This is a genomic window from Paractinoplanes deccanensis (assembly GCF_016862115.1).
Taxonomy (GTDB): domain Bacteria; phylum Actinomycetota; class Actinomycetes; order Mycobacteriales; family Micromonosporaceae; genus Actinoplanes; species Actinoplanes deccanensis.
This window is the reverse complement of sequence record NZ_BOMI01000150.1, coordinates 22,786-46,748: the sequence shown is the minus strand read 5'-3', so window position 1 is coordinate 46,748 and position 23,963 is coordinate 22,786. Positions and strand designations below refer to the sequence as shown.

18 protein-coding genes are annotated in these 23,963 nt (G+C 72.7%); 8 read left to right on the top strand and 10 right to left on the bottom strand.

All coding sequences use genetic code 11. The annotated features are described in order from the left end of the window. Positions 1-12: 12 nt before the first annotated feature. Genes Ade02nite_RS37530 through Ade02nite_RS37520 form a run of 3 tightly spaced genes read left to right on the top strand, consistent with a single transcriptional unit; the run spans position 13 to position 2,172 of the window. Positions 13-621: a 5-oxoprolinase subunit B family protein gene (locus tag Ade02nite_RS37530; protein ID WP_203774205.1), complete on the top strand. Its 609-nt coding sequence runs from the start codon at positions 13-15 to the stop codon at positions 619-621. After that, positions 618-1,442 (top strand): 5-oxoprolinase subunit C family protein, encoded by an 825-nt coding sequence (locus tag Ade02nite_RS37525; protein ID WP_203774204.1) that lies wholly within the window; start codon positions 618-620, stop codon positions 1,440-1,442. The genes Ade02nite_RS37530 and Ade02nite_RS37525 overlap by 4 nt, the downstream gene beginning before the upstream one ends. Then, the gene (locus Ade02nite_RS37520; protein WP_203774238.1) at positions 1,438-2,172 is read left to right on the top strand and encodes a LamB/YcsF family protein; all 735 of its coding nucleotides are present in this window, start codon (positions 1,438-1,440) and stop codon (positions 2,170-2,172) included. The genes Ade02nite_RS37525 and Ade02nite_RS37520 overlap by 5 nt, the downstream gene beginning before the upstream one ends. Positions 2,173-2,181: 9 nt before the next feature. Here Ade02nite_RS37520 and Ade02nite_RS37515 read toward each other — a convergent pair whose 3' ends face one another. The 6 genes from Ade02nite_RS37515 to pdhA form a co-directional block, all read right to left on the bottom strand. Further along, on the bottom strand, positions 2,182-3,954 hold the full coding sequence (locus Ade02nite_RS37515) for an NHL domain-containing thioredoxin family protein (RefSeq protein ID WP_203774203.1): 1,773 nt from the start codon (positions 3,952-3,954) through the stop codon (positions 2,182-2,184). A gap of 63 nt (positions 3,955-4,017) precedes the next feature. Further along, positions 4,018-7,941 carry an LppU/SCO3897 family protein gene (locus Ade02nite_RS37510; RefSeq protein WP_203774202.1) on the bottom strand — a complete coding sequence of 1,308 codons (3,924 nt, stop codon included), beginning with the start codon at positions 7,939-7,941 and terminating at the stop codon, positions 4,018-4,020. 314 nt (positions 7,942-8,255) lie between these two features. Beyond that, positions 8,256-8,393 carry a hypothetical protein gene (locus Ade02nite_RS37505; RefSeq protein WP_203774200.1) on the bottom strand — a complete coding sequence of 46 codons (138 nt, stop codon included), beginning with the start codon at positions 8,391-8,393 and terminating at the stop codon, positions 8,256-8,258. 177 nt (positions 8,394-8,570) lie between these two features. Continuing rightward, a complete protein-coding gene (locus Ade02nite_RS37500) occupies positions 8,571-10,013 on the bottom strand; it encodes a dihydrolipoamide acetyltransferase family protein (protein ID WP_203774198.1) in 1,443 nt (480 codons plus the stop codon). A 5-nt stretch (positions 10,014-10,018) separates the two neighbouring features. Beyond that, on the bottom strand, positions 10,019-11,005 hold the full coding sequence (locus tag Ade02nite_RS37495) for an alpha-ketoacid dehydrogenase subunit beta (RefSeq protein ID WP_379037278.1): 987 nt from the start codon (positions 11,003-11,005) through the stop codon (positions 10,019-10,021). After that, positions 11,005-12,144 (bottom strand): pyruvate dehydrogenase (acetyl-transferring) E1 component subunit alpha, encoded by a 1,140-nt coding sequence (gene pdhA / locus Ade02nite_RS37490; protein WP_203774196.1) that lies wholly within the window; start codon positions 12,142-12,144, stop codon positions 11,005-11,007. Before pdhA ends, Ade02nite_RS37495 begins: the two co-directional genes overlap by 1 nt. A 481-nt stretch (positions 12,145-12,625) precedes the next feature. Here pdhA and Ade02nite_RS37485 point away from each other — a divergent pair, with 481 nt between their 5' ends. Then, positions 12,626-14,065: a hypothetical protein gene (locus tag Ade02nite_RS37485; protein ID WP_203774194.1), complete on the top strand. Its 1,440-nt coding sequence runs from the start codon at positions 12,626-12,628 to the stop codon at positions 14,063-14,065. Here the strand turns inward: Ade02nite_RS37485 and Ade02nite_RS37480 are convergent. Genes Ade02nite_RS37480 through Ade02nite_RS37470 form a run of 3 tightly spaced genes read right to left on the bottom strand, consistent with a single transcriptional unit; the run spans position 14,062 to position 18,624 of the window. Beyond that, on the bottom strand, positions 14,062-15,273 hold the full coding sequence (locus tag Ade02nite_RS37480; protein ID WP_203774192.1) for a hypothetical protein: 1,212 nt from the start codon (positions 15,271-15,273) through the stop codon (positions 14,062-14,064). The two genes, Ade02nite_RS37485 and Ade02nite_RS37480, sit on opposite strands and share 4 nt — an antisense overlap. A 34-nt stretch (positions 15,274-15,307) precedes the next feature. Continuing rightward, positions 15,308-16,990, bottom strand: a complete 1,683-nt coding sequence (locus Ade02nite_RS37475; RefSeq protein ID WP_203774190.1) for a GTPase — start codon at positions 16,988-16,990, stop codon at positions 15,308-15,310. After that, positions 16,987-18,624, bottom strand: a complete 1,638-nt coding sequence (locus tag Ade02nite_RS37470; protein ID WP_239169336.1) for a GTPase domain-containing protein — start codon at positions 18,622-18,624, stop codon at positions 16,987-16,989. Before Ade02nite_RS37470 ends, Ade02nite_RS37475 begins: the two co-directional genes overlap by 4 nt. A 598-nt stretch (positions 18,625-19,222) precedes the next feature. Here Ade02nite_RS37470 and dnaK point away from each other — a divergent pair. The 4 genes from dnaK to Ade02nite_RS37450 all read left to right on the top strand — a co-directional run bounded on the left by dnaK (position 19,223) and on the right by Ade02nite_RS37450 (position 23,468). Next, positions 19,223-21,100, top strand: coding sequence for a molecular chaperone DnaK (gene dnaK / locus Ade02nite_RS37465; protein ID WP_203774181.1), 1,878 nt, complete (start codon positions 19,223-19,225; stop codon positions 21,098-21,100). Further along, entirely contained in the window at positions 21,097-21,735 is a 639-nt protein-coding gene (grpE, locus tag Ade02nite_RS37460) for a nucleotide exchange factor GrpE (RefSeq protein WP_203774174.1), read from the top strand. Before dnaK ends, grpE begins: the two co-directional genes overlap by 4 nt. Positions 21,736-21,803: 68 nt before the next feature. Continuing rightward, positions 21,804-23,006 carry a molecular chaperone DnaJ gene (gene dnaJ / locus Ade02nite_RS37455; protein WP_203774172.1) on the top strand — a complete coding sequence of 401 codons (1,203 nt, stop codon included), beginning with the start codon at positions 21,804-21,806 and terminating at the stop codon, positions 23,004-23,006. A gap of 27 nt (positions 23,007-23,033) precedes the next feature. Continuing rightward, positions 23,034-23,468 carry a heat shock protein transcriptional repressor HspR gene (locus Ade02nite_RS37450; protein WP_203774170.1) on the top strand — a complete coding sequence of 145 codons (435 nt, stop codon included), beginning with the start codon at positions 23,034-23,036 and terminating at the stop codon, positions 23,466-23,468. 42 nt (positions 23,469-23,510) lie between these two features. Here Ade02nite_RS37450 and Ade02nite_RS37445 read toward each other — a convergent pair whose 3' ends face one another. Next, on the bottom strand, positions 23,511-23,957 hold the full coding sequence (locus Ade02nite_RS37445) for a hypothetical protein (protein WP_203774168.1): 447 nt from the start codon (positions 23,955-23,957) through the stop codon (positions 23,511-23,513). Between the last annotated feature and the right edge of the window lie 6 nt (positions 23,958-23,963).

Here is a 23,963-nt window from a genome sequence, read left to right as displayed (position 1 = left end):
TGGGATGACGTCATGAGGATCCGCCGGGCCGGCGCCGCCGGACTGCTGATCGAATGCCGTGACTCCGAGCAGGTCGAGGCCTGGCGCCGGGAGCTCTGGCGGCGTCGCGAGGCCGGTGAGCTGACCGCGACCGACATCGTCCCGGGTGCTGGGACCGTGCTCCTCGACGGCGTGCCGCCGGGCACCGCGGAGCTGCTGGAGAGCTGGCCCGAGCCCGATCCGGCCACGATCGCCGAGGGTCCTCTGGTGGAGGTGCCCACGATCTTCGACGGCGAGGATCTGGCCGACGTCGCCGAGCTCTGGCGGGTCTCGGCCGAGGAGGCGATCGCGCGGCTTCGGGACACCGACTTCATCGTTGCCTTCTGCGGCTTCGCTCCCGGTTTCGGCTATCTGCGGGGGCTTCCGGAGGAGTGGGCGGTCCCCCGGCTCGCCGCTCCGCGGCCTCGCGTCCCGGCCGGCTCGGTCGCGCTGGCGGGCGCTTATTGCGGCATTTATCCCACGGCCTCCCCGGGCGGGTGGCGGCTGGTCGGCCGGACGACCCTGGATCTTTTTGATGTACGCCGTGAAGCGCCGGCCACGCTCAGCCCCGGCGTGCGAGTGAAGCTGGTGCCCGCCACATGATCACCGTGACACGCAGCGGCCCCCTGACAACCGTGCAAGATCTTGGCAGGCCCGGGTACGCGCACCTCGGCGTCCCGCGGTCCGGCGCGCTGGACGTGCCCGCCCTGCGCCGCGCGAACGCGCTGGTCGGCAACCCGCCGGACGCGGCGGGGCTGGAGACCACGCTGATGGGGTGCGCGCTGCGGTTCTCGGCGGCGGCGCGGGTCGCGGTCACCGGGGCCGAGGCGGTGGTCAAGCTGGACAAGGTGCCCGTCGACGGCGTGATCGACGTACCGGCGGGATCGGTCCTCGATGTGGGGCGGGCGATCAAGGGGGTGCGGTCGTACATCGCCGTCGCCGGAGGGATCGACGTCGAACCCGTGCTGGGCAGCCGCTCGACGGACACGCTGTCGGGGCTCGGGCCGGCCAAGCTGACCGACGGCGCGACGCTGCCGGTGGGGTCGGCTCGTGGTGCTTCCCTCGACGAGGGCTCGCCGGCTGACTACCCCGAGGAGCTGGAGCTGGGGGTACGGCTGGGGCCGCGCGACGACTGGTTCGCGCAGCGGGAACTGTTCGTCACCCCGTACAGGATCAGCCCGATGAGCAACCGGATCGGATGCCGGCTGGCCGGCAGCGCCCTGACCCGCACCCGGATCGGCGAACTTCCCTCCGAAGGCGTGCTGCTCGGGGCGGTGCAGGTGCCGGCGGACGGGCAGCCGCTGATCTTCCTGGCCGACCATCCGACGACCGGCGGCTACCCGGTGATCGGCGTGGTCGACGACGTGACGCCCCTTGCGCAGGCGCGGCCGGGGACTACCGTGCGATTCCGTGCCCTCCATTGACCTCAACGCCGACCTCGGCGAAGGATTCGGCCGGTGGCGCCTCGGCGACGACGAGGCGCTGCTCGACATCGTGACCTCGGCGAACGTGGCATGCGGCTTTCACGCCGGCGACCCGACGACCATGCGGTGGGTCTGCGCGGCGGCGGTCGACAAGGGAGTCGCGATCGGCGCTCAGGTCGGATACCGCGACCTGGCGGGCTTCGGCCGGCGGCGGATCGACTACGAACCGGACGAGCTGCGCGACGACATTCTGTATCAGATCGGGGCCTTGAGCGCCTTCGGGCCTGTGGCGTACGTGAAACCGCACGGCGCCCTCTACAACGTCGCGGCGGTCGACGACGTGCAGGCGGGCGCGGTGGTCGCCGCGGTGCTGGCCTACGACTCGACGCTGCCGGTGCTGTGCCAGCCGGGGTCGACGCTGGCCCGGCTGGCGGTCGAGGCCGGGCTGACAGTGGTGGGCGAAGGCTTCGCGGATCGGGCTTATCGGGCGGACGGCACGCTGATGCCGCGCTCTGTGCCGGGAGCCGTGCTGCACGATCCGGACGCGGTGGTGGCCCGGGCGGTGCGCATGGCGGTCGAGCGGGTGGTCGAGACCGGCGACGGGCAGCTGGTGCCGTCGCCGGTCGCGTCGATCTGCGTGCACGGGGACACGCCGGGGGCTGTGGAGCTGGCCGGGCGTGTCCGTGCGGGCCTGCGCGAGGCGGGGTTGAGCGTCGAGCCGTTCGCTTAGGCGGTGTGGTTACGCCTCGTCCATGCCTCGCAGGATCAACGGGAGGCGGGTGGGGGCATCCGGGGTTACCACGACGGGGACGCCCCAGTCCTGGCGGGTCAGGTGGCAGGCGGCGAACTCCACGTCGACGTCGCAGGTGGCGGCCTGGGCCACGACCTGGAGCACCCCCTTCGGGACGTCCGGGTTGATCACCAGTGGGCGGGTGAGGTCGGTGGTGACGCCCGCGCCGGAGAGCAGCAGCTCGGGCGGGGAGGCGGAGACCTCGAGCCGGGTGGAGGGACCGAACTGGGTGTCGAGCTTCTGGCCGGGGGCGGGGGTGAAGATGACGTCCAGCGTGAGGTTGCCGGGGGCCACGGGTGAGGGCGGGCGCTCGGTGCGGTGGCGTTCGCCGGTGACGCTCTGGACAGCGCCGGGGGCCAGGCGGGTCAGGCGGTGGGCGGCCGATTCGACCACGAGCACGTCGCCGGTCGAGGTGACCAGCACGTCGCTTGGCTCGGCCAGGCCCGAGTCGACGGTGGAGACCGTGTCGGCGGTGGGGTCGTAGCGGCGTACGGCGCCGTTGTAGGTGTCGGCGATCAGGACCGAGCCGTCGGGCAGCGCGGCCACGCCCAGCGGGTGCTGGAGCAGGGCCTCCTTGGCGGGGCCGTCCACGTGGCCGAAGTCGAAGAGGCCCTGGCCGACGGCGGTGTGCATGACGCCGGCCTCGATGTAGCGCAGCGCCGACGTCTCGCTGTCGGCGATCCACAGGCGGTCGCCGCCGACGGACAGGCCGGACGGCTGGGCCATCCACACGTCGGGGATGGGGCCGTCGCGCAGCGACTCGACCGTCGTGCCGGCGTAGACGCCGACCGTGCGCTTGATCGGGTCGAACCACCACAGCTGGTGGATGCCGGCCATCGCGATGATGACCTTGTCGTCGAACCAGGCGAGGTCCCACGGCGAGGAGAGGTCGGCGGCGAGCGCGTCGTGCGGGTGCTCGTCGACGGCGGAACGCCAGGGGCGGCCCGAGCCGGCCACCAGCGTGATCTCGCCGTCGGAGAGGCGGACACCGCGCAGCTGGTGGTTGACCGTGTCGGCGACGACCACGTCGTAGCCGGCGACCGAGGCGACCTCGGCGGGGAGCTGGAGCAGGCCCTGCGGTTCGTTGAACGGGCCGAACCGGCGCACCAGGGTCTCGCCGTCGGCCTCCAGCTCGGCGACCGAGTGGCCGGTGGAGTCGCTGACCAGCAGGTTGCCGTTCGCCAGCTCGATCGCCTTGCCGGGGAAGCGCAGCAGGGTGTCGGGGGCGGGCGGCGGAACGTACGGGCCGTCGCCGCGGTGCAGGGTGCCGTCGGCGGTGTGCTTCTCGATCAGCTCGTCGATCAGGCGGGACAGGCCCTCGGCATGCCCCTCACCGGCCATCGAGGCGACCAGGTAGCCGGTCGGGTCGATCACCGCGAGCGTCGGCCACGCCTTCGCCGCGTACTGCTGCCAGAGGTGCATGTCGCCGTCGTCGACGACCGGGTGGTGCACGCCGTAGCGCTCCACGGCGGCGGCCAGGGCCTTCGGGTCGCGCTCGTGCTCGAACTTGGGCGAGTGGACGCCGATCACGACGAGGGCGTCACCGTACTGCTGCTCCAGCGGGCGCAGCTCGTCGAGGACGTGCAGGCAGTTGATGCAGCAGAAGGTCCAGAAGTCCAGAATGACGATCTTGCCGCGGAGATCGGCGAGGGTCACATCCCGGCCGCCGGTGTTCAGCCAGCCACGGCCCCGGAGCTCCGGCGCCCGCACACGTCCAGTCATCCGACCATCGTGCCGCACCGGCATCGCCGGCGCGGCACGAAGGTGGTCAGGATGACAACGGCGTCACTTGTTGGGCTTCAGGCAGAGGACCTGCGACTTGCCGTCGCTCGTGGTGGTCAGCACCGACGGGTTGGCCGGGTCGGCGCACTGCGACTTCTCGTCCACGATGGAGACCACCTGGAACGTGTTCGCGCCGCCGCAGTCCGTCTTGACCGCCGCGCTGCCGTCCTGCTTGACGCAGTCGCCCGTCTTCATGGCGGCCTGGTCCTCGCCGCCGGCGACCAGGAACACCAGGCCGAAGACGACGCCGAGCAGCACGATCGCGCCGAGCACGACGGCGAGCAGGATCGGGAAGACCCGAACGTGCGGGGTCTCCGGCTTCGCGGCCGGCGCCTCGGGCTTGAAGCTGTCGAACTTGCCCTGCTCGGAATCGGGGCCGGGCCAGCTGGTGGTGTCGTTCGGGCTCGGCGGGGTCACCGTGGCACGGCTCGCGGCGCTGCCGAAGCCGCCGCTGGTCTCCGGGTTGCCGAAGCCGCCGCTCGTGTCGGGGCCGCTGCCGGGCACGAAGGCGCCGCCAGGCTGGCCACCCGGCGCCGGGAAACCGCCGGTCGCGGGCGCGAAGCCGTTGCCGTTGATGCCCGGGGGCATCGGGGGCAGGGCAGGAGCCGGGACGTACGGCTGGTCGCGGCCGGCGACGTCGGTGGTGAGCTCGTTGAACTGGTCGCCCTGCGCGCCGGGACGCGGCCCGAACGGCGAGTTGCCGCCGGGGGCCTCACCGGGCCGGGGGCCGAAGGGCGAGCCACCGGGAGCGCCGAACGGCGAACCGCCGGGCGCGCCGAAGGGCGAGTCGCTGGGCGCGCCGAAGGGCGAGTCGCTGGGCGCGCCGAACGACGAGTCACCCTGCTGACCGTAAGGCTCACCCTGCTGACCGTAAGGCGAGTCGGGCTGCCCGAACGGCGAGTCGGCGGGCTTGCCGAACTGCGTGTCGGGCTGGCCGGACTGCGGGTCGGCGGGGCGGCCGAACGAGTTGTCGCCCGGCTGCCCGAACTGCGAGTCGCCGGGCTGACCGAACTGGGCGCCCCCGGGCTGCCCTTCACCGGCCTGGCCGAACTGTCCGTCACGGGGCTGGCCGAACTGTCCGTCACCAGGCTGGCCGAACGAGGCGTCACCGGGCTTGCCGAACGGGGCGTCACCGGGCTTGCCGAACGGGGCGTCACCGGGCTGACCGAACGGCGAGTCACTGGGCTGACCGAACGCCGAGTCGGCGGGCTTGCCGAACGGCGAGTCACCGGCCTGGCCGAACGGGGCGTCACCAGGCTGACCGAACGGGGAATCGGCGGGCTTGCCGAACGCAGCGTCGGCGGGCTGGCCGTAGGGTCCGTCGGCCGTGGGTGAGCCGGGCGGCGTGCCGAACGGGGAGCCGCTCGCGGAGTTGTCCGGGGCGCCGTAGGTGGAGCCGCCAGCGGGAGCGCCGTAGGTGGAACCGCCGAACGACGAGCCCTCGGAGCCGGGCGTGCCGGGCCCGAACGGGGCGGTCTCCGGCGGCGCCGCGGGAGCGCCGGTCGGAACCGCGGCGGAGGCCGAGGCGGCACCGGCGGGCGAGACGCGGGCGCTGGCGCGGGCCGGCGACTGCGGAGCGACACCGGGCGTGCCGGGCTCGTTGCCCGGACCGCCGCGGTCACCGGACTGGAAGTCGAAGCCGTCAGGCCGGGCGGTGAACATGCCCGTCGGCTCGCTGAAGTCCGCGGCCGGCTGGAAGCCCTGAGGAGAAGCCGGCTGGAAGCCCTGCGCCGGAGCCGATGGGAAGCCCTGCGAGGCGGGCGGGAACTCCGGCGCGGCGGCAGCCGAGGAGGAGGGCGCCGCAGAGGCGTCCTCCTGGTCGGGCTCGGCGGGCGCGGGCCGGCCGTAGACACGCGCCTGCGGGGCGGCCGCCTGCGGGGGCAGCTCGGTGGCCTCGACCGGGGCGACGCGGCTCGCTGTGGGCACGGAGGCGCTGGCCGTGACGGGCCGCGCCGAACCGACCGCGGGCGAACCACCGGCGGCGGGACTGGCCGGACCGGCCGACCCGACGGAGGCGGAGCCGGACGACGATGAGGATCCGGCGGAGGCGGAGCCGGACGACGAGGAGCTGAATGACGACGAGTCGGGCGACGAGCTGAACGACGACGAGTCAGGCGACGAGCTGAACGACGACGAGCCGGGCGACGAGCCGAATGACGACGAGTCAGGCGATGAGCCGAACGACGACGAGCCGGACGACGGGGATCCGAACAAAGAGGCCTCACCCGACACGGGCCCGCTCGAACCGGCGCCGGCGGGACCGGAGCTCGGCTGGAACTCGGACGGGTCGCGCGGCTGCGGCACCGATCCGTTGCGGGAGTCGGAGCCGGTCAGGGCGCCGAGCGCCGCGCCCGGCACCCGCTGCGGATAGCCGCTCGGGTTGTCGCCGGCGGGCTCGGGACGCCTGTACGGAGCGTGCTCGTCGGGCGCGTCGCCGGACTGTCCGTCACCACCGAACGGCGACGCCGGCCGCGCGGAGCCGTAGACCGGGGCGGACCCATCCGCCGGGCGAGCGGACCCATAGGGCTGGGCCTCGTCGGCGGCCTGGCCGAACGGCGCGGGAGGCTGCGCCGAGCCATAGACGGGCTGCTGCTCACCCTGGGGAGCGCGCCCGAACGGATCGGGCAGCGCCGCGCCCCGGCTGGGCAGATCGGACGGCGTGCCCCGGCTGGGCAGATCGGACGGCGTGCCCCGGCTGGGCAGATCGGACGGCGCGCCGCCCTGGCCGGGCTCACCCGAGCGGCCGAACGGATCGGACGGCGCCCCCTGGCCGGGCTCGCCGGAGCGGCCGAACGGGTCGGCGAACGACTCGGACCGGTAGGGGTGCGGCGGGATCTCGGCGGAAGCCGAAGACGGGGAAGGCCCCGAAGACGGGGAAGGCGCCGAGGAGCCGGAAGCCACGGGGAACGCGGCAGGCGCGGACGCGGACCCGGAGGCGGGGAACGCGGCAGGCGCGGACCCGGACCCAGCACCGAAGGCGCTGAACCCGCCGGACGGCGGACCGTCGGCGGCGCCGGGCGACTGCGGGCTGCGGATCGGCAACTCGCCGCTGGGTGAGCCGTTGGGTGAGCCGTTGGGCGACTGGGTGCGGATCGGCAGGTCGCCGCCGGGCTGCTGGGGCACCGCCTGTGGGGCCTCGGGCTCGGGGGCACCGGCCGCGCCGCGCAGCGGGAAGCCGCCGCTGCCGCCGCCTCCGCGGGTCGGGAACGCGGAACCGCTGCCGCCGCCGCGCACCGGGAAACCGGCGGGGGCCTCCGGCGCCGGCGGAGCCGCCGCGGAGCGCACCGACGGCGGGGCGTCGGGCAGGTCGCTCAGGGTCGCGCCGGGCACGCGCACGCGCTGGTTGTCGAAGACCGAGATGCCGGGCGGCCGCCCGGTGGCCGGGTCGACCTGCTGCTCGCCGCCGCGGTTGGCCTCACCGGCGGCGAAGCCGTTGAAGCCCTCGAACTCGTCCACGGTGCCGGCCGGGTTGGCGTTGCGCTGCGGGAGCGGCGCGCCCTGGCGCTGGACGAACTGGTTCTCGGAGTCGGGGGTGGAACGCACCGGGGGCGCCCAGGCGGACTCCTGCGCGGGCGCTTCGTAGGACTCGCCGGGGGCGACCGAACCGTAGGGCGAGGCGCCGGCGCCCCGCTGGGGCAGCGCGCCGCCCTCGTCGGGCTGTGGCACGCGGGCCGATCCGTAGGGCGTGCCCCCTCGGCCGTCGGGGCCGAAGGAGGCGACCGTGGGCACCACGAACGGCGAGCCGCCGTTGGGCGTCGCCTGCGGTGGCGGGCCATACGAACTGGGGAAACCGTCGGCGGGCGGCTGGGCGGACGCCCGGCCCGAAGCCCGCTGCGCGTCGGTGTCCGGCGGGAAGCCGTCCGACGTGGGTCCGCCCGACGTGGCCTCGGCCGGTCGGGAACCGGCGTAATGCCCCTCGGACGTCATGAGCGCCTCCTCATACATTTCGGCCGTGCCGGGCTTTGCACGGACGCGGCCCGCCGGCGGGCGCCGGAGGCCGTGCCCAGCTCTGAGGCCAGGCCGTGCGGGATCCGCGGGCCAAGTGACGAGGCCGTGAACCCCGGCCCCCGCGCCGACCGGCCGAGCCGGCTCGATGGCCGTGCCCAACCGTACCGGGCGATGGCTGCAGGAGGAATCCCGGTGTACGTCCGGAAGGGGACCGATCAAAGATCTTTAAGCGTGACGTGAAAATGCAAACGGCCCGTCCGGAGGGAATCCGGGCGGGCCGTGGCGCCGTCGGGTCAGAAGTTGCGGCGCTGGGCCATGAGGGCGATCTCGTCGCGCATCGACTGGGTCGGGGCGCTCATCCACGCACGGTCGATGGCACGGTTCTCGCGGTTGATCATCCGGCGCCGGCGGAGGCGTTCGGTGATGCTCATTGCTGCAGTCACTTCCCTTTTGTGCCGGGATCTTCCGGCCACATCGTGGTGCTCGTCTCGGTGGGTCCATTGTGCTACTCACCGAGACGAGCTGCCAACGATTTAGGGGGTGACGTGCAGCACCTGCCTAACGATCGTAGGTCAAGAAAACTGGTTGCCTAAGCATCAACGGTGTGCCTAGCTCCAGGAGAGCAGCGCCCCCTCCGGGTCGGTGAGGAAGTCGCCGACGTCGCGCAGGAACTTCGAGCCCAGCTCCCCGTCGATGATGCGGTGGTCGAAGGAGAGCGCGAGCGTGGTGACCTGGCGCGGCTTGACCTTGCCCTTGTGCACCCACGGCATCGGCTTGATCGCTCCGAACGCCAGGATCGCCGACTCGCCGGGCGGCAGGATCGGCGTGCCGGTGTCCACCCCGAACACCCCGACATTGGTGATCGAGAGCGTTCCGCCGGACATGTCCGAAGGCGGCGTCTTGCCGGATCTTGCGACCTGCACCAGCGTGTTCAACGCCTCGGCGAGCTCCCGCAACGTGAGACGCCCGGCGTCCTTGATGTTGGGAACGATGAGGCCGCGCTCGGTGGCCGAGGCGATGCCGAGGTTGACGTACTCCTTGACGACGATCTCGTTCGTCGCGCCGGACCAGGTCGAGTTGACCATCGGGTGACGCTTGACGGCGAGCAGCACCGCCTTGGCCACCAGCAGCAGCGGCGAGATCCGGATGTCGCGGAACTCACGGCGCGCCTTGAGCTTCTCGAGCGCCTTCATGCTCCGCGTCACGTCGATCGTGAGGAACTCCGTGACGTGCGGCGCGGTGAAGGCCGACGCGACCATGTTCTCCGCGGTGAGCTTGCGCACGCCCTTGATCGGGATGCGCTGCTCACGGGAGGCGTCGAAGACGGCCGCGGCCGGTCCGGTGGTCACGCTGGGTGCCGCGACCTCCGCGGACTGCCGATTCGCAACAGCCTTCTGTACGTCATCACGGGTCACCGAACCCATGGGCCCGGTCCCGGATACCGACGCAAGATCGACGCCGAGATCCCGCGCGAGCTTGCGCACCGGCGGTTTCGCGAGCACCGGACCGGCCGGGCGGCCGTTGGTCACCGGCGCGGCGGGAGCGACCGGCGCGGGCGGCGGTGGCGGCGGAGGCGGGGCAGCGGCGCTCGTCGAGGGCGCTGACGGCGTACCGGATCGGGGTCGTCTCTTCGCCGTTGTGGTCCTGGGGCCGTAACCCACGAGGACCGGCGTGCGGCCGGCGGCCGGCGCGGGACTGCCCGCCATGCCCGGCTCGACGGCGCCCTCGGCCGGCGCGATCTGCACCGCGGCCAGCGACTCGGCGGACGGCACGGGACCGTCGAACGACGGCACGGGCCCCGCCGACGGATCGGTGTCGATCGCGATGATCGGCGTGCCCACCTCGACCGTCGTGCCGGCCTCGACGAAGATGCGGGCGACCACGCCGCCCCACTTCGCCGGGATCTCGACAGCGGCCTTGGCCGTCTCGACCTCGACGATCGGCTGGTTGAGCTCGATCGTGTCGCCGACCTTGACGAGCCACGACAGGATCTCGCCCTCGGTGAGACCCTCACCGAGGTCGGGCAGGGGGAATTCCTTGATCCGGGACATCGGCGTCACCATCCGAACGATCGGTCGACGGCGTCCAGGACCCGATCGAGATCGGGCAGGTACTCCTCCTCGACCCGGGCGGCCGGGTAGGGGATGTCGTAGCCGGTGACCCGCAGGACCGGGGCCTCCAGCGAGTAGAAGCAGTGCTCGCTGACCCGGGCGGCGATCTCGGCGCCGAGGCCGAGCGTGCCCTGGGCCTCGTGCACGACGATCGCGCGGCTCGTGCGCTTGACCGACTCGTACACGGTCCCGTAGTCGATCGGAGAGAGCGAGCGCAGGTCGATGACCTCGAGGTTGCGCCCGTCCTCGGCGGCGGCCGCGGCGGCGTCGAGAGCGGTGCGGACCATCGGGCCGTACGCGATCAGCGTCGCATCGGTGCCCGGCCGGGCCACCCGCGCCTGGTGCAGCGGGAAGGCGCCCGCCGGGTCGGCGCCGAGGTCGACGTCGCCCTTCTCCCAGTAGCGGCGCTTCGGCTCGAAGAAGACGATCGGGTCGTCCGAGGCGATGGCCTGCTGGATCATCGTGTACGCGTCGGCGGGGTTGGAGCACGTGACGACCTTGAGGCCGGGCGTGTGCGAGAAGTACGCCTCGGGCGACTCGGAGTGGTGCTCGACCGCGCCGATGCCGCCGCCGTACGGGATGCGGATCACGATGGGCAGCTTGACCTTGCCCATGGAGCGATAGGACATCTTCGCCACCTGGGTGACGATCTGGTTGTACGCGGGGAAGACGAACCCGTCGAACTGGATCTCACAGACCGGCCGGAAGCCGCGGATCGCCAGGCCGACCGCCGTGCCCACGATGCCCGCCTCGGCCAGCGGGGTATCGATCACCCGCTGCTCGCCGAAGTCCTTCTGGAGGCCGTCGGTGATGCGGAAGACACCGCCGAGCTTGCCGACGTCCTCGCCCATGACGACGACCTTGGCGTCGTTCTCCAGCGAGCGGCGCAGGCCGTGGTTGAGCGCCTTGCCAAGGGTGATGTTGTCGCTCATCAGTGCTCGCTCCCCTCGAACGAAGCCTGGTAGTCGGCGAACTGCCGGCGCTGCTCGTCGAGATCGGGCGAGCCGTTGGGATAGACGTGGTCGAACATCGTGACGGGCGCGGGATCGGGCATGGCCAGCACCCGCTCGCGCAGGTCGAGGGCGAGCGTCTTGGCCGCCTCGTCGACCTCGGCGAAGAACGCGTCGTCCGCGATCTGCTGCTTGGTGAGGAACGCCCGGAGCCGGGAGATCGGGTCCTTGGCCTTCCACGACTCGACCTCGCTGGCGATGCGGTAGCGCGTCGGGTCGTCCGAGCTGGTGTGCGCGCCCATGCGGTACGTGTACGCCTCGATCAGCGTCGGGCCCTCGCCCTGGCGCGCGCGGTCGAGCGCGGACCGGGTGACCGCGTAGCTGGCCAGCACGTCGTTGCCGTCGATGCGGACGCCGGGGAAGCCGAAGCCGGCGGCCCGGCGGTAGAGCGGGATGCGGGTCTGGCGCTCGAGCGGCTCGGAGATCGCGTACTGGTTGTTCTGGCAGAAGAACACGATCGGGGCGTTGAACACCCCGGACCAGACGAACGACTCGTTTACCTCGCCCTGGCTGGTGGCACCGTCGCCGAAGTAGGCGATCACGGCCTCGCCGTCGGGGCCGCCGGTCTTGCCGTCCATGGTCACGCCCATCGCGTACCCGGTGGCGTGCAGGGTCTGTGCCCCGATCACCACCGTGTAGCCGTTGAACTTGTGCTCGTTGGCATCCCAGCCACCCTGGTCGACGCCGCGGAACAAGCCGAATGGCATGATCGGGTCGATGCCGCGGGTGTAGAGGACACCGTGCTCGCGGTAGGTCGGGAAGGCCATGTCCTGCGGGCGCAGGGCCCGTCCGGAGCCGACCTGGGCCGCTTCCTGGCCGAGCAGGCTGGCCCAGAGGCCGAGCTCGCCCTGCCGCTGGAGCGCGAGCGCCTCGCCGTCGAGCCGGCGGACCGTCACCAGGTCGTGGTAGAGGCCCTTGTACTCGTCGTCGGTGAAGTCGACGGAGTACGTCGTGCCGTCCGCGGTCGTGACGCTGTCGACGCGCTCCCCCTCGGGGGTGAGCAGTTGGACGAAGCCGCCTGCCGGTGCGTCGGCACCGACTTCGCTTTCGCCGTTCGCCATCGTGTCTCCCTGTTTCGTGTCAGCGCCGCGGCGGGTGTTGCCCGTCCACGCGGCGAACCGCCTCGGTCGCCGCGCCTGGCCCGGGTGAGGTTGCCGCGCAGCGTTTCGGCGCGGGCCGAGACCCCGCCGGGGAGTGACGGCCCCCACCACGCCCCGCTGAGTCGGCGAAGCGACGGCGGCGGTGCCGTCGCCCCCATCCTGACAGAGAACGTGAGCCCCGTTACAGGTCGGGTCGATCACAACTGCGAAATTCACCGGTCACATCGGTGCCCGTATTTGTCCTATTAAGTGGTTTTCGTACGGTCACTACCGTACGAACGGAGCGATTCCGCCGCTGCCGATATGCGGATGCGTCGTTCACTCCGGTAGCCGGGACGGATCCATGTTGATCATTTGCGTGCCGTGTCGGCCGACCTGTTCGTGACTCGTTCGTGACCAGCTCGTGACTCGCGATCGTGACTCGTTGGGAGGGAACCGGACCGTGCCGGATCAGCGCGACGACGATCTCGTGCCGCCGATGAAGGTGATGCGCAAGCGTCTCAACGGGGTGTACCGCGCCGACACCGGCTTCTCCGGACCCACCCGCCGGTACGTGCTGATCGTGGCGCTCCTGGTGGGGCTCGCCTCGATGCCCACGCTCGCGGCGATCACGGCCGGCACCAGCGAGATCAACGGGGACCGCACCGACACGATGGACGTGCCCGTGCTGCCGCCGGCGGTGCCGGGGCCGGTCTCGGTGCCGCCGTCCGCGTCGGCCTCGGCCGGGCCGGCGCCCGCCGTGCCGGCCCCGGGGGAGTCGCCCACCTCGCAGGGCGCGCGGCAGGCCGCCGACGCGGCGCGCCGACTGGGGATCCTGCTGGGGCAGGCCGGTATGCGAAAGCCGGCGCCGGCCACCCGGCCGGACGCCCCATCGGGGGACACGCCGCGCGGCGCGCGCCCGGCGGGCGAGAGGACCGGCGACAAGAAGGCCCCGAAGAAGCGGTGGGCGGCGGCTCGCGCGGGGATCCCGGCCGTGCCGGATCTGCCGGTCGTGCCCGCCGAGCCCAGGGAGCCGGAGCTCCAGGCGCCGCCGGCCGACGACGTGCCCGCCCGCGACGACGCGCCCGCCCGCGACGACGCGCCCGCCCGCGACGACGCGCCCGCCCGCGGTGGCGCGCCCGGCCGTGATGAGCCGTCCGGCCGTGATGAGCCGTCCGGCCGTGATGAGCCGTCCGGCCGTGATGAGCCGTCCGGCCGGGACGCCGGCGACGAGGGCGACGAGGGCGACGACTGGTCCCACGACGGCTCCTCCGGCGAGGGGGACGACGGCGACCAGGGCAGCGAAGGCAACCAGGGCGGCAAGGACGACCACGGCAGCGACGGCGACCAGGGCCACAGCGACCAGGGCCACGGCGACCAGGGCCACGGCGACCAGGGCCACGGCGACCAGGGCCACGGCGACCAGGGCCACGGCGACCAGGGTGACGGCGAGATGCCGTCCGTGCCCGGGCTGCCCGAGGTGCCCGACGAGCAGCCCGCCTGGAACCACCGTCCCGTCTGCCACGAACGCGGCCGCTGCGGCGACGAGCCGTCCCATCATCGCCGGCCCGGCCATTCCGACGATCGCCGCTGCGAGCGCGGCGAGAAGACACCCGAGAAGAAGGTCAACCGTCACCGGAGGTCAGCAGTGACCGAACGCCCGCACAACATCCGAGCGACCCGCATCCTCGAGCGCAGCTATGCGAACACCGGCGGGTATCACGGCCGCCGCCTCATCCCCGAGGCCCGCTCGGAGGAGAACCAGATCGCCAACCGGTCCTACCGGGGCGCCCACCGCGCCGGCAGCCTGCACCACGCCGACGACCAGACCCCGGAGCAGCGGCGCAGCTCCCGCGTCGGCCGGCATCACGCCGACCACGCCGAGGACCACACCCGGCATTAGCCCCCGTCGAGGCGGTAGCGGTTGGCCTCCAGCCAGGCGTCGATGGCGTCGGCGTCGTTCGGGTCGACGCCCTCGGAGATCAGCTGGGCCACGGCCGCCGTCGCCGGGCTGCGCCGCTCGCCCGTCGCGTACAGCCGGGCGAACTCGGGGATCATCTCCTCGACCACCTCGTCGGTCTGCGTCGCCGCGCTCTCGGGCAGGTCGCGGCGCCGCGTCGCGTAGGCCGACCAGGCCCGCGTGACCCGCGGCAGCATCGCGGCGTCGTCCATGTCGAGGACCGCCCGCCGGTGCACCCAGTCGAGCAGGAAGAGCCCGGCCACCGCCGGGCTCCAGCGCAGCGGGTCGGGCTCGGGCAGGCCGGCCGCGTGGTCGAGGATCAGGCTCAGGCAGAAGTGCAGTGAGGCCAGCTCGTCGTCGGCGGTGATCCGGTCGAGACCGAAGCGGGACGCCTCGGGCGAGGACATGAAGTCGCGCACCAGGTCGTGCCCGTTCGTGGGCGGCGGCTCGTCGAGCGGCGGCGTCGTGGTGGCCGGCAGCAGCGCCAGCCGGGCCGCGGCCAGCGCGCGATCGGTGGAGAGCGAGCCCTCGGACGGCAGGTCGCCCAGCCCGTCGGTGATCTCGAGGTGGCGGGTGACCTCGCCGCGCAGCCGGCCCGGGTCCTCCTCGCGGAACCAGGTCAGCTCGTCGTCGGCGCACATCTGGCGCACCTGCGCGAGGATCCGCTCGGCCGACGTGCCGACGAAGATGTCCTTGGTGATGCCGATGTTGTGGTCGACCAGGGCGACGACGGCGTGCTCGGGACCGCCCTCGTCCGCGTCCTCGTAGGCGTAGGTGACCAGATAGGACGTCTGATCGCCGTACACGTCGCCGTAGGCGTAGCACCCGGTGGGCCGCACGCGCCCCAGCTGCGCCGTCCACGGCGGCGCCTGCGATCCGCGGCGCACCTGGTCGGCGCCCTCCGCGTCGGGCACCAGCGTGGCGAAGACCTCGCGGATCGTGGTGGCGGCGGCGGTGCGCCGGCGCGCGGTGGCGGCGAGGAAACCGCTGACGAAGTCGCGCACGGCGGCGGCCCTGTCCTCGGCCGCCACGGAGTAGACACTGCCGAGCAGGGCGGTGCCCAGCATCTCGGCGTCCAGCGCGCAGTCGAGCTTCGCCACGTCGCGGGCCGCGTGCAGGACCGCTTCGTACGGAGTCTGAGGTGCCGGCATGTCGCGAGCGTACCCGTGACTGTCGCTGCTGGAACTACTCCGTGCGGACCGCCGTGAGAGCTTCACGCGCTTGTGCGTACGCGTTGAGCACCTCGCGGACCGGGGCGACCACGTACTCCCGGGCCACCTCGGTGATCGACTGCCGTAGCCGCTGCTCGGCCTTCTTGCGGGCGCGTCTCGATCCCCACTCAACGATCGGCTTGAGCGCGAGCCACAGCACCACGCCCAGGAAGAGCCCGCCGAGCAGCAGGACGGTCGGCAGTGGCACCGCGCCGACCTGGGGATTGTCCAACTCGGGCAGGCCGAGCAGCCGCACCACGTAGCCCAGCAGCAGCCAGCCGAGACCCACCACGGCGGCCGTGATCAGCAGCCACTGGAGGGCACCGACCGCACGCCACCACAGCGGCGTCTTGTCCATGCCGAGCTGGGTCTTGCCGACCGCGCGGTCGAGCGCGTCCGGCAGGTCGGCGGCCCGCGAGCGGGCGGCGTTGGTGAGCGCCGGCGTCCACACCTCGGGCAGCGGGGCGGCCGCGCGGGTGGCGACGGCGCGCACCGAGAGGCCGACCGCGGACTTCTGCGCCGCGTCCGCCTCGGGCAGCGAGGTGCGCGGCACGATGTCGGTGGAGACCGCGTCGGTCTCGGCGGCCGTGTCGAGATGGAGCCGCTTGAGCGGGTCGGGCCGGAGCTTGCGCAGGCCGCGGACGAGCGGCCAGCCGGTGGCCGCGGCCGCCCGGTGCCGGTACGCGGCCGCCGCGGCGTCGGCCGCCGCCCCCACGCCGGCCGAGGCCGCGAGCGCCTCGGTGAGCTGGCGGACCGTGGCCCGGTCGACCTCGTCCTCGGCGGCCGGCGGCCCGATCATGGCCATCAGCGGCTCGCTGACCGCGTCGACGTCGCCCGCGACGCGGCGCAGCGCGGCCTGCTTGCTCGCCACCGTGGTCTCGAGCGTGGTGCGCAGCTCGGCCAGCATGCCGGGCTGCTTGGCCGAGGTGGCGAGCACCGGCGCCGCGCTCAGGCCGTCGTCGACGAGCAGGCGCTTGAGGTCGTCGAGCACCAGCTCGGTGTCCTGGGTGGACAGCCGGTCGGCCTGGTTGAGCACCACGACGGTGACGTCCGCGTGCGAGCGGAACTGGGAGAGGTAGGCCTGGTGCAGGATCCGGTCGCCGTACTTCTGCGGGTCGACCACCCAGACGATCTGGTCGACGAGGCCGAGCAGCCGGTCGACCTCGAGCCGGTGTCCACGTTCGACGGAGTCGAAGTCGGGCAGGTCGAGCAGGACCAGCCCGCGCAGCGCGGCCTCGTCGTCGCCGTCGAGCGCGCTCTCCCGGATGAACCGGTGGCGCGGCAGCACGCCGACCCAGTCGAGCAGCTTGTTCGCCGGCTCGAGCGGGCCCCACACGCAGGCGTGCGCGACGCCGGTGGTCGGCCGGCGCACGCCGACCGGCGAGAGCTTGAGCCGGGCCAGCGCGTTGAACAGGCTGGACTTGCCGCTGCCCGTGCTGCCGGCGAGCGCGACGACGGTGTGGTCGCGCGAGAGCGCGAGCCGGTTGCCGGCCCGCTCGATCAGCGTGTGGGCGGCGACCAGGTCGCCGTCGGGCAGATGGGGGTCGACCAGCCGCAGGAACCGGCCCAGCGCCTCGAGCCGCTGGACCAGCCGATCGGGGTCGACGCGGCCGTCGTCCGCGCTGTGTGCGCCTCGCACCTTCTCCACCAGGCTCATGACGCGCTCCCGGTCAACGCGAGTTCGCTACGGGCTTCCTCCACCTCGGCGGCGGCGCGCCGAAGCTCGCTCCCAGGATCGGCCGCCGGGCCGGCCTGGGCAAGGCGGTCGCCGAATCGGGCCGCCTCCTGGTCGAGCAGCTCGCCGACGCGGAGCATCAGGTCTTCGCGGGCCTGCGTGGCCAGGGTACGGATCGCCTGGTCGCCGAAGATCGCCTCGAGCACCTTTTGGGCGGCGACCGTGGTGGCCGCGCCGCTGGCGACCTCGAGGCCGGTCGGGATGAAGGCGGTCGTGGTGAAGACGGCGATCATCACGGCCAGGCCGGCGCCGTTCACCGCGTAGGCCGCGCCGCGGGCGACCACCCTCTTTTCGGCGCCCTCGGAGCGGACCAGGCCGAGCACCCACTCCTGCCAGTCGCGGACCAGGCGCTCGGCCCGCTCCGGCAGCTCGGGCGAGGGCCGCTGGAGGGCGGGCTCGAGCAGCGCCGCGCCGGCCGGGTGGGCCTGCCAGGCCGCGTACGCCTGCTCGGCGGCGTCGGCCGCGACCCCGCGCAGCAGCGTGACCAGCTGCGACTCGAGCGCGGCCTGGAGGTTGCGGCCGGGCAGCGGGCGCCCGGTGATCGCCGAGATGAGCTTGTCGCGCAGCTGGCCGACCTTGTTCTCGAGGGTCTTGAGGAACTCGCCCGTGCCGACGAACTCCTGCCACCGGGCCAGCACCTCGCCGCGCAGCAGCCGTCCGTCGCGCAGGCCCTCGGCCATCGTCCGGCGGGCGTTGCGATAGGCGGCGTCGACCCGGTCGTTCAGCGCCTTGGCGGCCCGGCCCTGCTCCTCGGCGGCCTCGGCCAGGCCCTCGACGGCCGGGCCGAGCGCGATCAGCGCGCCGTCCAGGGTCTGGCGCACCACCGCGCCGCGCGCGTTGGCGTCGGAGGCGAGCTGGCCGAACCAGTCGTGCAGCGGGCGGATCACGTCCTCGGGGATGAGCCCCTGGCCGTCCAGCCGGATCTCGGGCAGCACGAACAGCGGCGCCCCGCCCAGCTCGCGGACGGCGAGCATGTCGCCGAGGTGGGTGGCGACCTCGCCGGCGGCCTCGGGCGGCACCCGGTCGAGGACCAGGGCGATCACCGTGCCGCGCAGGCGGGCGGTGGTCAGCAGCTCCCACGGCACCGCGTCGGCGTAGCGGGCCGCGGTGGTGACGAAGAGCCACAGGTCGGCCGCCGCGAGCAGCTGCGCGGCGAGCTTGCGGTTGAGGTCGACCACCGAGTCGATGTCGGGGGCGTCGAGGAACGCCAGGCCCGCGCCGAGCCCAGGCGCCGAGACGAGCTGGAGCGTGCGCGCGTCGGTGCTCGACTCGCGGGTGCGCACGAGGCCGGGTAGGAGCCGGCCCTGCTGGAACCAGGGCAGGTCGGCCGGGTTGCTCACCAGCACGGGCGAGCGGGTGGTCGGCCGCAGCACGCCGGCCGCGCTGACCGGGGCCCGGACGATGCTGTTGACCAGCGTCGACTTGCCCGCGCCGGTGGAGCCGCCGACGACCACCAGCAGCGGCGCGTCGAGGCGGGCGAGGCGGGGCAGCAGGTAGTCGTCGAGCTGGGCGACCAGCGCCGCGCCGACGCGCTGGGCCTCCTCGGCCGACGGCATGATCAACGGGTACGAGGCGGCGTCGATCGCGGCGCGCAGCCGGGTGAGGGCCGTCGCGAGCTTGGCCACGGCCGGCGGCAGCTCCACGGCCGGGCCCTCGGCCAGGACCGCCTCGGCCTCGGGCGCTTCCTGCGGCTTTTCCGTGGGGTCGGAAGCGGGAGCGGGAGCGGCCTCGGGCTCCTCGGCGCCGGGATCCGGATGTGGCTGACGGGACACGACGGCTTCCGTACGATCAGAGTGGTCCGCGGCATCGGCGCTCGCGGCGCTCACCTGCGCGTCTGTCGCCGAGCTCGTGGATGGGAGCGTGGCGCCGGGCACGGCGGACAGGGCCGACGGACCGACCGCCTCACCGTGCGTCGTCACGGGTAAAGAGTGCCCGATCTATGCATGCAGAACAACAGGTACCGGTATGCCGTGACCGGACAGGTATCTACCGAAGTGCTGGAGCGGGTGTGCGAGCATCGTAGTTGCGCGCAGGAGACTCAACTTCGATTTGACGTTGGCGACTCCCGTGGCATCATTGAGTCGGTTCCACTCAACCTTGTAACCGGCTGGGTCTGTCTTTGAACCGGCAGCTCTGTAAGAAGCGAGGAACACCATGGCACGTGCGGTCGGCATCGACCTCGGCACCACGAACTCCTGCGTCAGCGTTCTGGAAGGAGGCGAGCCCACCGTCATCGCCAACGCGGAGGGCTCCCGGACGACCCCGTCCATCGTGGCCTTCGCCCGCAACGGCGAGGTCCTCGTGGGTGAGGTCGCGAAGCGCCAGGCGGTGACGAACCCCGACCGGACGATCCGCTCGGTCAAGCGGGAGATCGGCACCAGCTGGTCGATCGACATCGACGGCAAGAAGTACACCCCGCAGGAGATCTCGGCGCGGGTCCTGATGAAGCTCAAGCGCGACTCCGAGGCCTACCTCGGTGAGCAGGTCACGGACGCGGTCATCACCGTGCCGGCCTACTTCAACGACGCGCAGCGCCAGGCCACCAAGGAGGCGGGCGAGATCGCCGGCCTCAACGTCCTGCGGATCGTCAACGAGCCCACCGCCGCCGCTCTCGCGTACGGCCTGGACAAGGGCTCCAAGGAGCAGACCGTCCTGGTCTTCGACCTCGGCGGCGGCACCTTCGACGTCTCCCTGCTCGAGCTGGGCGACGGCGTCATCGAGGTCAAGTCGACCTCGGGCGACAACCACCTGGGCGGCGACGACTGGGACCAGCGGATCATCGACCACCTGGTCAAGACGTTCCGCGGCGAGCACGGCATCGACCTCGGCTCGGACAAGATGGCCCTCCAGCGCCTGCGCGAGGCCGCCGAGAAGGCGAAGATCGAGCTGTCCGCCGCGACCACCACCAGCATCAACCTGCCCTACATCACGGCCGGCCCCGACGGCCCGCTGCACCTCGACATGTCGCTGTCGCGCGCCGAGTTCCAGCGCATGACGCAGGACCTGCTCGACCGCTGCAAGGGCCCGTTCGAGTCCGCGATCAAGGACGCCGACGTCAAGCTCTCCGACATCGACCACGTCATCCTGGTCGGCGGCTCGACCCGCATGCCGGCGGTCGCCGAACTGGTCAAGAGCATGACGGGCAAGGACCCCAACAAGGGCGTCAACCCGGACGAGGTCGTCGCCGTCGGCGCCGCCCTCCAGGCCGGCGTGCTCAAGGGCGAGGTCAAGGACGTCCTGCTGCTCGATGTCACCCCGCTCTCGCTGGGCATCGAGACCAAGGGCGGCATCATGCACAAGCTGGTGGAGCGCAACACCACCATCCCGGCGCACCGCTCCGAGGTCTACACGACCGCCGAGGACAACCAGCCCTCCGTGCTGATCCAGGTCTTCCAGGGCGAGCGCGAGATGGCGGCCTACAACAAGAAGCTCGGCACCTTCGAGCTCAGCGGCATCGCTCCGGCGCCGCGCGGCGTGCCGCAGATCGAGGTCTCCTTCGACATCGACGCGAACGGCATCGTGCACGTGTCCGCCAAGGACCTGGGCACGGGCAAGGAGCAGAAGATGACGATCACCGGTGGCTCCGCGCTGCCGAAGGACGACATCGAGCGCATGATGCGCGACGCGCAGGACCACGCCGACGAGGACAAGAAGCGCCGCGAGGACGCGGAGACCCGCAACCTGGCCGAGCAGCTCCAGTGGCAGACCGAGAAGTTCCTGGCCGAGAGCGGCGACAAGCTGCCCGAGGACAGCAAGACCAAGATCGGCGAGGCGCTGGGCGAGCTGCGCGGCGCGCTGGGCGGCACCGACATCGAAAAGATCAAGGCCGCGCACGAGCGGCTGTCGCAGGTGTCGCAGGAGGCCGGTTCGGCGCTCTACTCGCAGGGTGACGCCGCTCAGGCGGCCGCCGGTGCGGGTGCCGGTGGCCCCGAGGGTGCGCCCGGTGGCGCGCCGGGTGGCGCCGCGACCGGCTCGGCGGGCGGCAACGACGACGTCGTGGACGCCGAGATCGTGGAGGACGACAAGAAGTGAGTGCCACGGACGACGAGAACGACGGTCAGGCGACCGAGCGGGTCGTCATCCGGGACCGCCGCAAGATCGATCCGAAGGGCGAGAAGGCCTCGGGCACGGCCGCTGTCGGTGCACACCGCGCGGCCGATCCCGAGGAGGCCCCGGCCGAGCCCGAGGCCGACGCCACGGTGGCCGAGCCGGAGGAGACCAAGCCCGGCCTCGGCGCCGAGCTGGAGGCCCTGCGGAACGACCTCGAGGAGCGGACCCACGACCTGCAGCGCGTGACCGCGGAGTACGCCAACTACCGCAAGCGGGTCGACCGCGACCGGGGCGCCGCGGCCGAGCAGACCACCGGGTCGGTGCTGACCGCGCTGCTCCCGGTGCTCGACGACATCGACCGGGCGCGCGAGCACGGCGACCTCGTCGGCCCGTTCGCCTCGGTGGCCGACTCGCTGATCGCGGCGACCGGCAAGCTGGGGCTGGCGGCCTTCGGCGAGAAGGGCGACGCGTTCGACCCCAACCGTCACGAGGCGGTCGCGCACCAGACGTCCCCGGACGTCACCGAGCCGACCTGCGTCGAGGTCATGCGCCGGGGCTACACGCTCGGCGAGCGGCTGCTGCGACCGGCTCTGGTCGCGGTCGCCGACCCGGAGTGATCTCACACGTTCGTCCCGCCCACCGCGCCGCGGTGGGCGGGACCTGCCGCTAGGAGGGGGGAGGCGGGATGAGCTCGAAGGACTGGCTCGAAAAGGACTTCTATGCCGTTCTCGGCGTGCCCAAGTCCGCTCCGACCGACGAGATCAAGAAGGCCTACCGGAAGCTCGCCCGGGATCTGCATCCCGACCGCAACCCCGGTAACACGGAGGCGGAGGAGAAATTCAAGGCCGCCTCCGAGGCATACGACGTGCTCTCGGACGACAAGAAGCGCAAAGAGTACGACGAGATGCGCTCGCTGTTCGGCTCGGGCGCGTTCCGCCGGGGCGCCCGCTCCGGCGGTGGCGCCCAGTTCGACCCGTCCGACCTGTTCGGCGGGTTCAGCAACGCGGGCGCGGCCGGCGGTGGCGGTGGCGCCGGTGACCGCCGGTTCGGCGGCGCCGGCTTCTCGGACATCTTCAGCTCGATATTCTCGGGCGGCGGGCCTGGTGGTGGCGCCGCCCGGCGAGGGCCGCGACGCGGCCGCGACGTCGAGACCGAGGTGACGCTCGACTTCGCCCAGGCCGTGCGCGGCACGACGCTGCCGCTGACCCTGCGCTCGGCGGGCGAGTGCGACACCTGCCACGGCAGCGGGGCAAAGCCCGGCACGTCACCGCGGACCTGTCCGCAGTGCGCGGGCAGCGGCCTGATCTCGCGCAACCAGGGGTCGTTCAGCTTCTCCGAGCCGTGCCGCGAGTGCCAGGGCGCGGGGACGATCGTCGACGAGAAGTGCCCGGAGTGCCGCGGCACGGGCGGGGTCACCAAGGCCCGCACGATCAACGTCCGCTTCCCCGCGGGCGTGGCCGACGGCCAGCGCATCCGGCTCAGCGGCCGGGGCGAGCCGGGCGATCGCGGCGGGCCGGCGGGCGACCTCTACGTGCAGGTCATGGTGCGGCCGGACGAGATCTTCGGCCGTACGGGCGACGACCTCACGCTGTCGGTGCCGATCACCATCGCCGAGGCGGTCCTCGGCACCGATCTGCGCGTGCCGACGCTCGACGGGCCCGTCACCATGAGGGTGCCGCCCGGCACCCCGAGCGGCCGCAAGCTGCGGGCCCGGGGCAAGGGCGTGGCCCGCAAGAGCGGACCGCCGGGAGACCTCATCGTCACGGTCGACGTGCAGGTGCCCAGCGAGGTCACCGGGGAGGCCCGGGACGCGCTGGAGCGTTTCGCCAAGCTGACCCCGCCCGCCGGGCGGGAGCGGCTCGAGGCTCGGGTACGCAAGGGCAGTTAGGGCCTGTCAAAGTGAAGGAGGTGGCACATGCATGAGGAGATCAGTATCTCGGTCGAGCAGGCCTCCGACGCGAAGGTTCTGATCATCTCGGTCGCGGCGCGCCTGGCCGGGATGCACCCGCAGACCCTGCGGCAGTACGACCGGCTCGGCCTGGTGCAGCCCGGCCGGACCGGCGGCGGCGGTCGCCGGTACAGCGAGCGGGATGTCGCCCTGCTGCGCGAGGTGCAGAAGCTCAGCCAGGAGGAAGGCGTCAACCTGGCCGGGATCAAGCGGATCATCGGCCTCGAGCAGCTGGTCGGCGACCTCCAGCAGCGGGTGCAGGAGCTGGAGCAGGCGCTGTCCGACGCGTACGACCGGATCGCCCAGCTCGAGAGCCCGTACAGCGGGCGCGACCTGGTGCGTCAGGAGAGGCAGTCGACGGCGTTGGTGGTCTGGCGGCCGCGCCGGGCGCCGGACAGGTAGGGAGTGCGGGGCGGCCGCGAGGCCGCCCCGGCGCCTGTGGCGTCAGCGCCTGTTGTAGAGACCGAGCCGCCGCGGGTTGCGGACCAGGCCGCCCTCGATCCAGTCGGCGTAGTCGAAGAGCTCGGGCCGGCTCATCAGGACCCGGCAGTTGTATGCCCAGGTCTGCATCGGCTCGTCGCCGACCTCCTCGGCGCGCTCGACATATTTTTTGAGGCGGCGTTTGCGCTGGCCGGTCGCGTTCTGCCGGACGCCGTCGGCGGCGTAGATGTACATGCAGTGCTGCGCGAAGCGGCGGGCCGGGCACTGCCTGTCCATCGCCAGCTCGAAGAGCACCGGGGCGAGGACGTCACCGGAGATGAGCAGGTCCCAGTCGGACGGCATCGCGTCCAGCGGTACGGCCTCGGGGTGGTATGCCCACGCCTGCAGCTCCTCCGGCCGAGGATCGACCGGGTTGGCGAACCCGAAGAAAGTCGACTCACGCACTGTCACGCCGCC

What these genes read in the sequence shown, in the direction of transcription:
- Ade02nite_RS37530 (WP_203774205.1), top strand. Translation starts at nt 13, where the DNA reads ATGAGGATCCGCCGGGCCGGCGCCGCCGGACTGCTGATCGAATGCCGT.
- Ade02nite_RS37525 (WP_203774204.1), top strand. Translation starts at nt 618, where the DNA reads ATGATCACCGTGACACGCAGCGGCCCCCTGACAACCGTGCAAGATCTT.
- Ade02nite_RS37515 (WP_203774203.1), bottom strand. Translation starts at nt 3,954, where the DNA reads ATGACTGGACGTGTGCGGGCGCCGGAGCTCCGGGGCCGTGGCTGGCTG.
- Ade02nite_RS37510 (WP_203774202.1), bottom strand. Translation starts at nt 7,941, where the DNA reads ATGACGTCCGAGGGGCATTACGCCGGTTCCCGACCGGCCGAGGCCACG.
- Ade02nite_RS37505 (WP_203774200.1), bottom strand. Translation starts at nt 8,393, where the DNA reads ATGAGCATCACCGAACGCCTCCGCCGGCGCCGGATGATCAACCGCGAG.
- Ade02nite_RS37500 (WP_203774198.1), bottom strand. Translation starts at nt 10,013, where the DNA reads ATGTCCCGGATCAAGGAATTCCCCCTGCCCGACCTCGGTGAGGGTCTC.
- Ade02nite_RS37495 (WP_379037278.1), bottom strand. Translation starts at nt 11,005, where the DNA reads ATGAGCGACAACATCACCCTTGGCAAGGCGCTCAACCACGGCCTGCGC.
- pdhA (WP_203774196.1), bottom strand. Translation starts at nt 12,144, where the DNA reads ATGGCGAACGGCGAAAGCGAAGTCGGTGCCGACGCACCGGCAGGCGGC.
- Ade02nite_RS37480 (WP_203774192.1), bottom strand. Translation starts at nt 15,273, where the DNA reads ATGCCGGCACCTCAGACTCCGTACGAAGCGGTCCTGCACGCGGCCCGC.
- Ade02nite_RS37475 (WP_203774190.1), bottom strand. Translation starts at nt 16,990, where the DNA reads ATGAGCCTGGTGGAGAAGGTGCGAGGCGCACACAGCGCGGACGACGGC.
- Ade02nite_RS37470 (WP_239169336.1), bottom strand. Translation starts at nt 18,624, where the DNA reads ATGCCGTCGGCCGAGGAGGCCCAGCGCGTCGGCGCGGCGCTGGTCGCC.
- dnaK (WP_203774181.1), top strand. Translation starts at nt 19,223, where the DNA reads ATGGCACGTGCGGTCGGCATCGACCTCGGCACCACGAACTCCTGCGTC.
- dnaJ (WP_203774172.1), top strand. Translation starts at nt 21,804, where the DNA reads ATGAGCTCGAAGGACTGGCTCGAAAAGGACTTCTATGCCGTTCTCGGC.
- Ade02nite_RS37450 (WP_203774170.1), top strand. Translation starts at nt 23,034, where the DNA reads ATGCATGAGGAGATCAGTATCTCGGTCGAGCAGGCCTCCGACGCGAAG.